The sequence below is a fragment of the Sporosarcina sp. E16_8 genome, from assembly GCF_017347095.1.
Lineage (GTDB): Bacteria > Bacillota > Bacilli > Bacillales_A > Planococcaceae > Sporosarcina.
The window spans coordinates 1-14334 of sequence record NZ_JADPRZ010000070.1; the positions used below are offsets into that span (position 1 = coordinate 1).

A 14334-nucleotide genomic window follows, 5' to 3' on the forward strand; every position below is an offset into this window, starting at 1 on the left:
AAGGTAATAAGTCCTGTATAATATTACAGTTCATTCAAATCCACCCTTTCTGCTAAAGTGCACTTTGCACGATAATATGTAACTCTCGCCCAGTTTTCAGTATTTCCAAAGATAACCCCAATTTCTTTGAAATTTAAGTCAAGCTTTGTTCGAAGTAAAAAAATTTCTCGATGGGGCTCTTTTAATCTTTGAATTTCCATATGAATTGACTGTTGTGTATCTTCTTTTATTAAAGCTACATCTGGTGAATCTTCATTGGATTGAAAGTCTACACCAGCTTGTCCTAGTTGTTCAAGGCTTGCATGATTCCTATATTTCTCCTTTTTTAAATAGTCATAATAGGTATGCTTGGCAATTTGACATAACCAAACTGATATTTTGCACGCACCATTGTAGCGATGGATGGATTTTACAGCTTGATAGAATGTTTCTTGGGTCAATTCTTCTGCTAAATCCACATTCGATGTCAAACAAAGAAGAAAAAGCTTTACTTCATTTGCATAGGTTTTATAAATATCGCTCAAATCCTCCACTTAATTCCTCCTTTCCCTTTATGTTGGCTTGGACACTTATATATAGAATGAAAATCAAATTCGTTACAAGAAGTGCCAAATTATTTTTATGAAAAATAAAAAAGCATATTATATATGGGATTCATACCATCATATAATAATGCTTATATTTTGTTTTGCATCTTTTTTGTGCACCGTTAGTTTAAGAACATCATTTCACAATCAATAAATTTAGTTTAGCATAAAAGTTACAAGTTCCTTCAAAAAACAAGGTCGTTTCGAATTAAACTCTATCTCTTGTCAAAACTGACCATACATTTAGATAACCAGATCGCAACCGTTTAAGCAAAAGTTTTAACCACATCGCATAAATTTATGTGGTATCCCCAATTTGCATGCGTATTTATATGACAATTAGTGTATTAAGTCACTAAAGTATTGATATAACGACAAAAAGGGGCACAACAATTTATATGTGAATTGTGTCCCCAATTAAGCTGTTTTTTATGTTTTCTCCCCAGTAACCGAACCCGTTAGTTTAATAGCAAATGATCACAACCCGTTATTTCTCCCATAGCTCAATCTGTCTACCTTCAGGATCTTTAATCCAAATAAACTTTCCATATTCACTACTCTCTTTTTCCTTTGCAAGAGGTACACCAATATGTTCAAGATGCTTAATAGTCTCGTTTAGATCATGTACTTGGAAATTCAACATCACTTGCTGTTCTATTGGGAAGTAAGGGTCATCTTCAGTAAAGAAAGAAAAGGCAGTTTCATTTCCTGAATGGGGTTTAATAATAGTCCCATTCCAATTATCTATTTCAATCTTCAACACTTCACTGTACCATTTCTTTATAACATCAAGATTCTCAGTTCTCCAAAATATTCCTCCGAAACCTTTTATCATCGTAACTCACTCCTATCTGTCTTAAAATCTTTAGTTTATCAATTATTATCAAGTTCCTTCTTCAACTAAAATGCACCCGTTACTTTAAGTAGATTTCTTCACAAACTTAAAATGGCGCGATTGCTTTTATTTAACAATCGCACCCGGTAGTTAAGTAACTTTATTTGACTTGCAGTTTAAACACTCGTCACGAAATGGCGAATCGGGTTTTCAGCCCTGCGGCATTTTGCTCATATCCATATACAACGCGTTCCACCGATGACCGTCCGGATCGGCAAAACCGCAGCCGTACATCCAGCCATCCTTTTCGCTCGGCTTACTGAATACAGTTCCGCCGGCACGTTCAGCTTTCAAGGCGAACTCATCAACTTCATCCCTCGAGTTCGCCCCCAGAGAGAATAACACTTCAGTGCCCTGCCACGAATCCGCGACCGCATTACTAGTAAAACCGCGGAAAACGGATTCTGGGAAAAGCATCAAAACAACCTGATTGTCGCCGACAATCACGCTGAATGAGCCGTCTTGACTCGCATACTGTTCATTCAACCGAAAACCGAGCTGGGTATAAAACGCCTTCGCCCGTTCTGATTCTCGCACTGGCAGGTTCAACCATAATTCTCTCGACATACCTAAAAACCTCCTGATATAAAGATGCAGTAATCACTCACCTCTATATAAATTCAACGCTTATTATAATCTTTCCTTCTTGTTTCGAAATTAATCCTTCTTCAACTATCCCCAGTTAGATCAAGTAGAATACTTCACAAACTTTAGTTTTTCTCACCCAACTTATCATTTCTTTTTGATTTTAAGCGTCTTAGCAAATGCATAACCATTTAATCCTAGTGACGCACTAATAACATAGCATTTATAATTATTTTTTTGTAAGTATTTTTCGAGTTCATTCGTATCATCGTACCAAATCGGCCAAGCATATAATTTATGGGACTCAAATTGTTCTCTGTTCCCTACGAAAAATGTATTCAAATCTATGTCTTCAATATCAAATAAAATACTTCCTGCCATTACATGATCGAAATAATGTGCTAAGTAATTCTCGAATGTAACAGTTACAATTTCATCTGCCACCGTTCGATATCTAATAGCAATTCATTTTCCAAAAAATTTACTGAGTACCCAATTAACACGCCATCATGAATAGATAATATCATTTAATCCTCCTACAAACAGCTGCGTTGTATGAAAAAAATTTGAATTACCTATAGCAGTCCCATGATACTTTACTAAAGCTACCCGTTAGTTTAAGAATAACCCTCTCCTAATAAAAGTTATACAATCGATTCATCGACATAAATAATTTGAAAGACTAGGGTAGATAACCTTCCGTGAAATAGAAAACTAGAAACAAAGCAAGAAACATCGTAGCACCTAAAGTTTGATAATAATACGACTTTTCTTCCCGATTAAACGCCCAGAGCTCCAATCCTCTGATTACTTGTTGAGTGAAAAACAGCACAACTATAAGTTTCGGAATGAAGGTCCGAGAAAAATGCGCTGGCTCAGCAAAATCTATATAAACAATACCAATGACTGTTAATGCAATGATTGAGATGATTTCTGTAATTAAAAACAATTTATTTCTGTTTTTTGAAAATGGGCGTAACCTTTTTTCTTCAATGTTTAATTTTCTTTTTAAAATGAAATGACTAATTAAGATATATAGCAAAAGAATAATAGAAGCACCTGTAATAAAAACTAACACCCTTTCACTCCCTTACCTAAGATAACTTGTCCCACAAAATTGCCCGATTGTTGAACACAAGTTAAACAACACTGTTCAGCTAACCTGCCCCTTCACTTTAATACGTTTAAAATGAATAAAAGTTCCAAATTTAAATTAATTTATCAAAAGTCCATTTTTTCTTCTTGAACAAAACTGCTTCGTTAGTATAATTATGTCATCAAATTAATTTCGTTAAATTCTACCCAAGATTGCATAGAGAAATGCAATAAATAAAACACCTAATGAAATGGAAAGTAACGAGATATACTTCATAAACCCTTTTTCTTTCTTAAAGAAAGCAACGATACCAAGTATTATGCCTGTTAAATAGACACCAAATCCAATGAATATTCCCCACCAACCCAAAATAGTAATATTAATCGGTGGGAAAGCCATATATGCAACAAAAATTCCAACGACAACTAAAATGATGGAATACTTACTAAACTCCCTTTCCATTTTCCCGCCCCATTCTATTCTACCTATCCATTCACACTATTTAGTCTTTTCCTTATTGAACTATCCTGCCCAGTTAGTTCAATAAGAACAGAGACGCTTATTAAACAATCACGCCCGTTTAAGGCAAAACAAAAGATTATAAAAAGACATACTGTTGGTTGCTTCAAATAGTAATTGAGAATAAATCAAAGCATTGTTCATCTTATGAAAGAGAATGGTAATTAGGCTTAGAGATACTTTCTTCAATTTACGAAGCACATCGTTTCATTTTGTTTTTCAATGGTTAAACTCCAAACTGGTTAAAATGATGGTCAAGGTGCTTGTATATTCCTTTACCCCATTGCTCAGAAGTAAGTTTCCCGAAAAAAGGATGAGGTTGAGTTGTGCACTTCTCTGGTCCGCTATTTTGGAATGTGACAATCTTTTGTTTAAGCTTTTCTTTTTCTGTGTCAAATTCTCTATCATCTGCGATCAAAATGGTTGGAATAGTAGACAAATTATGGGGCAATGTCTTGTCATTGTAAATGATTTGTTTTGCAAACCTCCCTACTATTATTCCTAACCAACTCCTTGGTGGAAAAGAATTCCCCATTGCAATGTCTTGGAAAGATGAACAATGCGCTAGCATTTGGGCAACGTCCATTTTTCCCCATTGCGGTTGTGAATTTGGACTCAATTTATCAATACGCCTTAAAATTTCTGCTGCATGCATATGATTAAAAATAGTTTTCATTAGTGCATATCCCCTTTAATTATAATGAGCCATTCACCACAACAAGAGCGTCTCATCCAATTTTTGAATCTTTGAGTGGGAAATTAAATATACATTGCCAATAATGTCGATTTTGTCTCCCTTTATACGTACAGCGCAATCCTTATTCGACGCATAAATATTCATTTCTTCCGATAAGGGAGACAGTTCGCCTTGAACCAGCGCAATGTTATTTTCAAGATCAAAATGAGACAGGACGGAAAAATCGTCAAGGCCGATTCCGTCGTAAACAGAGCTTATTTCAATTTTATATCCAAAGTTTTTCGAGCATAACCATTTAGCCGACATGTTAATCGCACCAGCGCTAGCTCCCATCACAACGGCTCTGCTTTTTTTAATCAAATCCGACAATTCATAGTCCATCAAAAAACCATTTTGTATAAGGGTATTTCCACCCAACAAGAAAATGACTGAAGCATTTTGAATTAACGTTTGGGCATCTTCCTTCTGTACGCGATAATTAATTAAATGATATTCATCAAACATAATGCCGGCATGGTCAAGCCACGAGCTTTCAGTAGCTCCATCATCTTCAAAAAAAGATGGATTCGAGCTAATCATAGCAAGCGATTTTCTATCAGTTATATCCTTCTGTAACACCCTACCCAGATTATCTGGGAAAAATTCGCTAAACCAACCTAAATAATAGTGAGTTTTCATAAGTCCCCCCGCAGCAATGTTTGAATAACATTAATTCCCTACGTTACTTATTCTGTTTTCTTGTCACCAACACAATACTCATCAATTTGGCCCGATTGAAACGCAGACCTTATGCGACAACTGCGTCAGTGTGCTGCAAGACATTCGTGATCATTTATGTACTATGTAGTGTAATTCAACAAATTGATTGAAAGTTCTAGTACCTACAAGAGTTAGATCTAGCTGATAATCGCCTGCTTTAAATAAAGGAATTCCCTCTCCGATGATCGTGGGTGCAACTGTCACAATCAGTTCATCGACTACCTTTTCTTTTAAAAACGTATGTAGAATATCTCCACCACCAACTATCCAGATACCTTTACCTTCTTCTTTTTTCAGGTTATCAGTAAAATTAACAATGTCCTCATTTACAAATTTCACTTCGGCTGTATCGTCAAATGGCGACCTGGAAAAAACGTAACAATCTTTATTTTGATAGGGGAATTGACCTTTTTCTTGTTCCATAATCCAATCATATGTCCTTTTGCCAATTAAAATTGTATCCACCGTTTCAAAAAACTCCGAATAGCCATTATCCCCTTCCCCCTCAACTTTAAATAACCAATCAAGAGAGTCATTTTTTGTAGCGATATAACCATCCAAGCTTTGAGCAATAAACAATACTATCTTCCGTTGTTTCTTCATAATCAACCTCCTATTTACTCCATGCATAAGAATATATGTTCCTGGTAATATTAGCGAAGTTACTGCCCTTTTTCAATTATCCTGTACGTTATTTTAAGTGAAGCTACTTACACTATTCTCTATACACGTAACCTACAATTAATCATTTATCTTTAGAATGAGCTATTCAAGTGAACCTCTCGGCAATAAATTACCGAGCATCCTCACAAACTAAATGGCTCGATTGTTGAACACAAGTTAAATAACGCTCTTTCACTAACCTGGCCTGTTAGTTCATTTAGAAGAAAGAGCCCCTTAAGGACCCGATCGGTGTTAAAAAACATACAGGATTGACCTATTTAAGCGAACGTTTCCCTGTAGTTATAGAAGCTATTGGGAAATATCTAACCGAGCCCAATTTGAACCTATACAAAGTAAACGAGCCATTTCTAAAATGCTTCAGAATCAGAACTGTTTTTCACGCATCCTTAATAGATGAGCGGCTTGTCTCCACAAAGCGACAAGAGACCGTTAGAAACGGCCTAATTGATTTGGTGGGAAAAGAGTAGGTAGAGTTGTGTTATGTGAGGTGAAAGTGGAGGAAGTTAAGAATGTATTATGGCAAGCTATCCACTATCCCATTACCTATCAAGAGAAATATGAATTTTGTGATGGATTGCGAATGATCAAGATTGCTCCTGGATACGAAAGGACCATAGAAAATTGTCCGTGAAAATCAGGAGCCGAACTATTTCTGTATCGATAAGAAAAAACTATATAAATTATCCCTAAAAAGAACCCGTAATGTAAAATAAGGCGATTTTTATGAGAATTGTGTAAAATTAATTTGAGAGATAACAACTATTTATCGAAACAATTAAATTTGACCACGCTCAAAAGGGGATAGGTGTTTATTTTCACGGTTTTGTATGGTATTCTCGGTGTGTGCCATTATAAAACTTCCTCTCATTGTTTGTTTCGCAACCTCAATGATACACGAAATTTTATAATGGCATTTTTTTGTTTGAATTTAGGTGGCTAACTTGATTGTACAATTAGCCTCTTTATAAACCTCAGGAATAATCGTATTCAATGCATTTACAAGGCCATTATCTGAACTCACAGGCCCTAAATTTTGCGTGTTAGGACACTTACCATTGTTAATTAAAAATGGTACTCCTTCTTCTCTTTCAGCAAATAACATTTGGGGAAATATCAAAATTCCTAATATACAAATGTAAATAATAACTCGTAAATGATTCATCGTATTACCTCCTGTACGGCTATCATTCATAGGACCACGTGTATATTATTTACCTCTTTTTAAAATGTATAACTGGACTCTGAAAAAACTTGTAATCTGCAAAAAAAGGATTTTTTATGCCACTTCTAAATCGACATAATGTCCGATTGAACACAAGTTAAACAGCGCTCTTCAACTAAACTGCCCCTTTAGTTCAATAAGAAAAAAGGCTTTACTCCTTCTTGAAGTAAAGTTGGCAATAGGTAAGCATTTGAAGTAATCTCCAGCTTTTCCCCTGCTCCGCACGGAACGTGACAGTTTCCCGTCATTCCGCGTTCCATCTAACGACGGTATTATTAACTATAAGTTTCAAGTTACTCTTCATCGAAGAGCTTGCACTGTGGCATCATTCCATTATGAAATAATGTTCCCACGTTCTTACCCGATCGGTGCAATGCACAGCTGAAAAATAATTATTACCTATCGCTAGACTTTGGGCTGTTCCTCCACCTCCATTACAGAGGTTTCACTGGTCGTACCCCTACCCTCATAAGGACAAATGCATTTTGCCATAAGGCTTATAGCAACCGTTTCGGGTGACAGCCCTTGATTCAACGTTCCTTACTTTCCAAGTACCTTACAACGTAGCTATACATTCTAAACGTAGGTGCTTCCTTTAAGCCTGTGAACTGGATACCGCCATTGTACGGTATAGTGTATTTCAGAGGGTGCATTTTTACTTTACACCATTCACCCCATCGTTGGATGGGACACAAGTTTCCTCATGTTCTAACTTTAGACCTGTACCTTCGGAAGTTCGTCAGTTCCTTTATATGGGAACTATTCTCACCATATCTAGTTTTTCAGCCATGCGGTCTATCCTTCGGCATACCTTTTCCATAAGAATGGCTTCAGCCTAGTTCAACCGAATCTACCTGTGCTTCACACCTCATGACCAGTCAATCATGACGCATGCAGGAGTATTGATGGGATAGTTTCAGGAAAAATGGCTCCATCATTCCTATCCTCCGTTGTAAAGTTGAAATTTTTTTTTTATAAATCTCCTGTAGTTTCACGCTAAAAAGCGCTTATAACAGAACTTGTTGCGCGCACCCGTTAGTGGAAGAACGAAACTCATAACTTATTAATTCCTATATAGTTCAACTAATTGTTTACCATCAGTAGCACCCACGATGGTATTAAGTGGAATCAGATTAATTACAATGGTTAGATACGATACAAAAATGAAACTATCCACATAGTTTCGGAAAACTAGGAATTCATAACCAGTTAATATGTGAAGTACTAATGCAGATAGAAAATTAAAGAAAACTCCGCCTAAGTAAAAAAAGGTTTTTTGATTTTTACTTAATATCTTAAGGTTTTTGGAGCCAACTCTCCCTCCAAAGAAAAAGGCTTTCTTAATGAAAAAATTGTTTTTGCTCCAAAATATATCACCGTTGCCGATAGTAAACTCACTTACTTTCGCACCAAATATTTTCAAGAAAAATGCATGTCCAGATTCGTGAATTAGTGTAATTATAGGACTGATAAATAAAGTGATAATTACGAAGTTTATTAAAAAATCCATTTTTTCATCCCCTTTCTAATATCTACGGAAAAGTAAAAAGAAGGTTTAAAATACTTCTGGATACTAAACACAATGACTATTAGTATAATAAAAGTCCATTTTTATACCGTTAACCTACTAATTTAATGGAAATTCCATGTACAAAGTTATTGAACTAACCTGCCCCGTTAGTTGAAGTAGATGGAGATTATAAACAGTAAAAAAATAGCTATTATAGATTTGATCCATAATATTTTTTTACTAATACCAGCTTTCCCTTCAAGATAATTCATGTAAATCATTGTTAAAGGAAAACCTAACAAAGCAAATGAAGAACCTATACCACCAACAGTTTCATAATATTTCAATAACCCTACTATAATAATGATGAGTCCTAATGTACCAATGAACATGTTTATATATAAAATACCTTTATCGTTTTCCTCCAATTTCTCACCTCCAAGTTATCTCTCTATATTTACTTATTCTCTCTTCTGGAAATTAAGCCATTTTCAACTAACCTGCCCCGTTAGTTCAACAAGAAAGAAGAGCTACCTAAGCAGACCCAGGATCTTTCGCAAAAGCAACCCGTTAGTTGAAGAAGACTATTTATTAGTTATCCTTTTAAGTTTTAATTCTTCATATTCTCCCCATACGATATAAAGAATACCTACAAGTAGAGACAGCACACTAAAAATGTTTAAAGTATATCCTACATAAGATAACATCCCATCGAATAAGTCTTGACTCCAACTTGAAACCCCTGAACCAAAAATTGCAGCACTTATATATTTCGTTGATATTAAAAAAGCAGATATAGCAATAAATGCAATTCCAGTACCTCGTCTTGTCATTTTAAATACCCCTTTCTCTATAAAACGAATAATACCATATATGAACAAATTCTCCTTTTTTTCTGTATTACCTTGTTCAACTAACCTGCCACGTTAGTAAAAAAGGCTCTACTCCTTATTGAAGTAAAGCACCCCGTTAGTTCAATAAGAACAATCAATGAATTTTAGAAATTACTATTTTCCTATACATTCCATTCATCATAATTGGTATATCCTCTTCTACTTTTATACTTCTATTTTTTTTAGGGATTAATTCTTCAAAACTCCGACCAATATCAGTTCCTAATATTTCTATAATGGGTCTTAAAAGCACTTTTATTAACGAAAGTTTTTTATTTTTAGGAGCAAATTTATCAAAAATAATTATTTTTCCTTCGTATTTTAAAACTCTTGTAATTTCTTGAAAACATTTATTAGCATCAGGTACAACTGAAAGGATTAGACTTGCTACTACATAGTCAAAGGATTCGTTTTCAAAATCCATATTTTGAGCATCCATTTCTAAAAACTTTATCGTAGAACCCTCGAACTTTGTTATTGCCTTTCCAAGCATGTCAGGTGAATAATCAATTGCAGTTATATCTAAGCCCGAGTAATTTACTAACTCTAAATCAGCACCCGTTCCTACACCAACAAACAAGATTTTTTGTTTGTTATCAAATGTTATTGATTGGAATATTTGTTTTCGAGCATTTAAAAAGATACCCGAATTAAAAAACTTATCATAAATTGGAGAACCAATTTTATATATAAATTTATTCCAAGAATTATTCAAACTGCTTCACTCCCAATTCAACAAATCAATTTCAAGCAGTATTTATCTCCAATTATATCTTTCTTGTTCAACTAACCTGCCCTGTTAGTTGAATAACTTAAAAATCAGTCTATTGGTATAGTGTAACACGTTTATAAAACAAGACATGTCGTGATGATATAGAAGATTGGTATTTGCACAACAGACATGTAATCTATGATTTCCTGCTACCTAAGGAAGTCTAAACACTAACAGCAGGCGGTAGGGTCATCACTCTATCGCTTCAACTTTGAGTTACATACAAATCATGCGTAGCAACCTCTTAGTGGCGTTTGACAAGTCTGTAGCACCTGTGAGCGTTGAGAATAAAGTGGGGGAATCGGGTTGCGCAGGTTGTCTAATTGTTGATATAGAGCTATCTGTGGGGCTAGAGAAGTGACTGTGAGAGCATAACAAAAGGACTTGCATATATGAAATTTAATCATACACAAGTCCTTTTCTTATTGAAGGAAAGCACCCGTTAGTGCAAAAGCGTTTTTGCTTATCGTAAAAACGCCCCTATTATTTAAGTAATGGATTCTCTTTTGGGGGACAAAGCATACAAATAACATCGTAAACCGCACACACTCCAGAAGGTAAATTGTGAGCGACATTTCACAACAACTTATCTACTCCAACTAAGTGCATCCGTTAGTCAGGCAATCCCTTTTGAAATTTCATTAAATACTTTTGTAGTTTAATCACCTTTCGTTAGTGTTCTCAACATCTCCTTGTCACCAAGGTAAGTTATTTTCTCTATCCCCTCATCACGTATAATAGCTATACCCGTGATTTCTGCATTAATTTTCTCATTTCCTTTTTTTTCATAATCAATATAAGCCGTAAAGTTATAATTCGTTGGAGTGTCTTTATTTTGCTCCACTTCAATTTTAGTTACGGTTGTTTGATAGTCGTATTTGTTGGCTCCTTCGTGAAATATTAATGCTTGACTCGTCATAACGAATCTATCGAAACCGCTATCCGTGAAATAAGGTCCATAGGTATCCTTTAAATAAGTGTTATACTCGCTATCTAATGGTAATGGTCCACCCTCCTTCTGTTCTTCCACCCACTTATCCAGATCGTTAATTGTACGTATTGCTTCTTCATTAGGAGCATTCAGCTCATACTCCAGGAAGCTTTGAATGAGCTCTTTATTTTTATCCTGTGGTTCGGCTTGAGAGCATCCTGTAACTAAAAGACAAATAAGAACAATAAATAGGGCGACTCCAGTTTTCAATTTAATGTTCTTCTTTCTAATGATTGAAATATAATTCCTTAGTGATTTATGATACATAACATTTCCCCCATTTATATCTAAGTTATCTTTATTATTCCATAAATTCCCGGTTAGTTGAAGAAGGAATTTGATCGCTGAACTGGTTTGTATACGCCATGCACACCAGGTTAACATAACGCCAGTTCACGGAAGTATTTAACTCCATTACGCGATAAGAAAAGCTGCCCTGTAAAGGCAGCCGATTGTTCAACTAAAGCAACCGTTAGTTCAACATTCCATATTAGGATATTTATTTACTTCACACACGAAAAAGCCAGTACAATTGGAATTCGTTGTCTTCTAATAAACTCATCTTCACTACTAAAATGTTCACGCTTCGGTGTACCTTCACGTAAATCTAAAACTGAAAAGCCAGCTTGTTTTAGTGCTATAAAATAATGTTCGATTGTTCGATGATACTTAACCACTATTTGGTCAATCCAAGGCTCTTTTCTTTCCCCCTCAAGGAAGTAGTCATCGACAATCCAATTACCGCGTTTATCTCCAGATTGCTTACTAGCAAAAGACGAAGTTGTAAGTGGATGCTGGATACTGAAAGCAAATATTCCTTTTTCTTTAAGTGTTTTATGAACATCTTGAAACAGACGGTTAATGTCTGAAACATAATGGATTGCAAATCGAGATGTCACAAGATCAAATGCCTCTTTTGGATAATCATAAGATTCCATTGTTTCAAAGTGTATTGTCCCGTTTTGTTCAAGTATGTTTGAGCGTGCCACTTCCACCATTTGTTCCGAACCTTCTACCCCTGTGTAGTTTTTTGCTCCTAAATGTAAGAGTTCTTTTCCAAACGATGCATCACCACATCCTAAATCTAAGACGCTACTATCTTGAAAGCTCCCAATTAACTCATAGATAATGGGTCCTTCGATGGCATTATTTGGACTATCGTTTCTGTTTCTTCTAGTCATGTAATTTTTTAAAAAATCCGTTTGATCGTAAACGCTAGGTCCTTTAAATTCCATCGAAACGTCTCCTCCTCTATAATTTGAGATGTCGGGCGAGTCATCGCCAAATACACAAATTAATCTACTTTAGCAGACTTTTGCCAGAATTGTCAAATAGGAAGTTATTTACTTTCCAGAAAAAATTAGCGCTATAAACGATTACTTATTGAACTAACCTGCCCCTTTAGTTCAATAAGAAAAAAGGCTTTACTCCTTCTTGAAGTAAAGCACCCGTTAGTGAAATAAGCAATTAGTTCTCTAAATACTGTTTATCGCATTGATTATTTTCCTTTTGGTATTTGATAGCCCAAATTCATCTACTACAACTTGTTCAGATTCTTCGGAATAAAAGTCCGCAAAATTTTGTCCTTCATATCTCGGAACAACGTGCATATGAAAGTGAGTTAACTCATCAAAACTACCTCCATTTTGACAAATAATGATTCCATCAGGATTAAATAATTCCTTAACTACCTTTGAAAGAAGCTTTGCAGCCTTCATTATTGAATTGCCACTGTTTTCATCAAGTTCATCAAAATACCTTACATGTTTTTTAGGTAATATTAAGATATGCCCTTCATTATAAGGTTCATGGTCTAAGAAGCAACTAACATAGTCATCCTCCCACACTACATAAACTGGTTCCTGTTTATTTGCTAACTTACAGCCGAAACATTCCACTTTAAACCACTCTCTTTCGTTTATTTTTCTCTTGTGTTATTCAACTAACCTGCCGCTTTAGTTGAATAAGAAAAAAGAGCCGTCTAAGCAGCTCATCGATCTTCAAGTAAAGCACCCGTTAGTTTAAGTACATTATTTCACAAACTCAAAATTATTTTGAATTTCTTCTTCAATTTCTCTCATAATATCGAATGCACCTTTGGATTTGTTTGAACATATAACTGTTTTTATTGAAGTTTTGGGATAAAAAGCAGAATGGAAACTGACTCCTGGGTCATAACCCATAATATGAAATTTAAAGATCTCATCAACCTTTTTCTCAATCCATACACCATAACCATAAAAGCCATTTTTGTTATTCGTTCGAACATATGGAGTTAGTAACTTATTTGTATGTTCTTCATTTAGTAATCGGTTATTCAAAAGAGAATCCCATAAATTCGCCATACCAATAACTGTTACAAAGGCTCCACCATCTGAACCACCCTTTACAGGCAATGAGTAAATATTTGTTTTCCACTTACCATTTGGAAGGTCAATATAACCGAGTGCTGTATGTCTGGGGAGGGTATCGAATTCAAAATAGCCTGCGTCACTCATATCCGCTTTTTTAAAGATATGCTCCTCTACATATTCAGGAAATTTAAGTTTGCTTGCTTCCTCTACAATCAAACCAAGTAAAATATATCCTGCATTGTTATAATGAAATCTTTCTCCAACTTTGAATTTCATTGGCTGGTTCTGGAAAAGGGGTAAGAAGTCTTCTAAGTTTCTCATATGATACATCGGATTCTTAACCCACAATTCCTCAAATTCGTCCATAATTTCTTCATCAAAATAATCAGGAATTCCTGACGTATGCGTTAATAGATGGTGAATGGTTATATCTTTATCAAAATTTAGGAAATGCACATCAAGACAATCTTCTAATTTCGATTCAAAAGAAAGTTTTCCAGCTTCCACAAGCTGACAGATTGCTATGGATGTGAAAAATTTGCAACCTGATGCTATTCCATATCTTGTATGTGTGCTATTTTCAATCTGTTCAGAACGATTAGCATAGCCGAAGCTTAACTCTGTTAATACATCATTATTTTCCTTAACGATAATGCTTCCAGAGAATTTAACTGTTAATGCTGCATTCAAAGGTCCAATTGTTGACGGGGTTATCTGTCCAAGGCTTGATGGCTATACTGTCCATTAGAGTCTACAGAAAGGAAAAACGT

At 35.2% G+C, this 14334-nt stretch carries 18 protein-coding genes; all 18 read right to left on the bottom strand.

Translation table 11 applies throughout. The features are described from left to right. Positions 1-23: 23 nt before the first annotated feature. On the bottom strand, positions 24-533 hold the full coding sequence (locus I2484_RS19690) for a sigma-70 family RNA polymerase sigma factor (RefSeq protein ID WP_207152773.1): 510 nt from the start codon (positions 531-533) through the stop codon (positions 24-26). A 541-nt stretch (positions 534-1074) separates the two neighbouring features. Further along, positions 1075-1422 (bottom strand): VOC family protein, encoded by a 348-nt coding sequence (locus I2484_RS19695; protein ID WP_207152774.1) that lies wholly within the window; start codon positions 1420-1422, stop codon positions 1075-1077. 210 nt (positions 1423-1632) lie between these two features. Then, complete coding sequence (locus I2484_RS19700) at positions 1633-2049, bottom strand: VOC family protein (RefSeq protein ID WP_207152775.1); 417 nt, start codon at positions 2047-2049, stop codon at positions 1633-1635. 165 nt (positions 2050-2214) lie between these two features. Beyond that, positions 2215-2511 (bottom strand): hypothetical protein, encoded by a 297-nt coding sequence (locus tag I2484_RS19705; RefSeq protein WP_207152776.1) that lies wholly within the window; start codon positions 2509-2511, stop codon positions 2215-2217. Between the two features lie 238 nt (positions 2512-2749). Continuing rightward, positions 2750-3145: a DUF4181 domain-containing protein gene (locus I2484_RS19710; protein ID WP_207152777.1), complete on the bottom strand. Its 396-nt coding sequence runs from the start codon at positions 3143-3145 to the stop codon at positions 2750-2752. Between the two features lie 213 nt (positions 3146-3358). Next, the gene (locus tag I2484_RS19715) at positions 3359-3625 is read right to left on the bottom strand and encodes a hypothetical protein (RefSeq protein ID WP_207152778.1); all 267 of its coding nucleotides are present in this window, start codon (positions 3623-3625) and stop codon (positions 3359-3361) included. A gap of 283 nt (positions 3626-3908) precedes the next feature. Continuing rightward, positions 3909-4358, bottom strand: a complete 450-nt coding sequence (locus I2484_RS19720) for a DUF1569 domain-containing protein (protein ID WP_207152779.1) — start codon at positions 4356-4358, stop codon at positions 3909-3911. A 33-nt stretch (positions 4359-4391) separates the two neighbouring features. Next, complete coding sequence (locus tag I2484_RS19725) at positions 4392-5057, bottom strand: Type 1 glutamine amidotransferase-like domain-containing protein (protein WP_207152780.1); 666 nt, start codon at positions 5055-5057, stop codon at positions 4392-4394. Positions 5058-5207: 150 nt separating this feature from the next. Continuing rightward, positions 5208-5741, bottom strand: coding sequence for a dihydrofolate reductase family protein (locus I2484_RS19730; protein WP_207152781.1), 534 nt, complete (start codon positions 5739-5741; stop codon positions 5208-5210). Positions 5742-6750: 1009 nt separating this feature from the next. Next, positions 6751-6984 carry a hypothetical protein gene (locus I2484_RS19735; protein WP_207152788.1) on the bottom strand — a complete coding sequence of 78 codons (234 nt, stop codon included), beginning with the start codon at positions 6982-6984 and terminating at the stop codon, positions 6751-6753. 1123 nt (positions 6985-8107) lie between these two features. After that, entirely contained in the window at positions 8108-8554 is a 447-nt protein-coding gene (locus I2484_RS19740) for a site-2 protease family protein (RefSeq protein WP_207152782.1), read from the bottom strand. Between the two features lie 167 nt (positions 8555-8721). Next, entirely contained in the window at positions 8722-8982 is a 261-nt protein-coding gene (locus tag I2484_RS19745; RefSeq protein ID WP_186673877.1) for a hypothetical protein, read from the bottom strand. 156 nt (positions 8983-9138) lie between these two features. Then, the gene (locus I2484_RS19750; RefSeq protein ID WP_186673879.1) at positions 9139-9387 is read right to left on the bottom strand and encodes a hypothetical protein; all 249 of its coding nucleotides are present in this window, start codon (positions 9385-9387) and stop codon (positions 9139-9141) included. Positions 9388-9541: 154 nt separating this feature from the next. After that, complete coding sequence (locus tag I2484_RS19755) at positions 9542-10162, bottom strand: class I SAM-dependent methyltransferase (protein WP_207152783.1); 621 nt, start codon at positions 10160-10162, stop codon at positions 9542-9544. 715 nt (positions 10163-10877) lie between these two features. Continuing rightward, positions 10878-11477 (bottom strand): hypothetical protein, encoded by a 600-nt coding sequence (locus I2484_RS19760; RefSeq protein WP_207152784.1) that lies wholly within the window; start codon positions 11475-11477, stop codon positions 10878-10880. Between the two features lie 236 nt (positions 11478-11713). Next, entirely contained in the window at positions 11714-12445 is a 732-nt protein-coding gene (locus tag I2484_RS19765; protein WP_207152785.1) for a class I SAM-dependent methyltransferase, read from the bottom strand. 240 nt (positions 12446-12685) lie between these two features. Continuing rightward, positions 12686-13108, bottom strand: a complete 423-nt coding sequence (locus tag I2484_RS19770; protein WP_207152786.1) for an HIT domain-containing protein — start codon at positions 13106-13108, stop codon at positions 12686-12688. 132 nt (positions 13109-13240) lie between these two features. Next, positions 13241-14254: a serine hydrolase domain-containing protein gene (locus tag I2484_RS19775; protein WP_218628069.1), complete on the bottom strand. Its 1014-nt coding sequence runs from the start codon at positions 14252-14254 to the stop codon at positions 13241-13243. Positions 14255-14334 lie beyond the last annotated feature (80 nt).